Here is a 202-nt window from a genome sequence, read left to right on the forward strand (position 1 = left end):
CCACCCTTGAAAGAGTGCGTAATAGCTCACTGGTCAAGTGGTTCCGCGCCGACAATGTAGCGGGGCTCAAGCACACCGCCGAAGCCGTGGCATTCACACGTAGCCCGCCGGTCCTCTTGCAGGGCCGGCCAGGTGTGTGGATGGGTAGGGGAGCGTCGTGTGGCGGTGGAAGCGGCGGAGTGATCCAGCCGTGGACGCCACA

At 64.4% G+C, this 202-nt stretch carries 1 rRNA gene; it reads left to right on the forward strand.

The features are described 5' to 3' along the window. Positions 1-202: ribosomal RNA gene (locus E9529_RS21715) — 23S ribosomal RNA — on the forward strand; the annotation flags it as partial.

It is taken from the genome of Blastococcus sp. KM273128, assembly GCF_021698975.1.
Classification (GTDB): Bacteria; Actinomycetota; Actinomycetes; order Mycobacteriales; family Geodermatophilaceae; genus Blastococcus.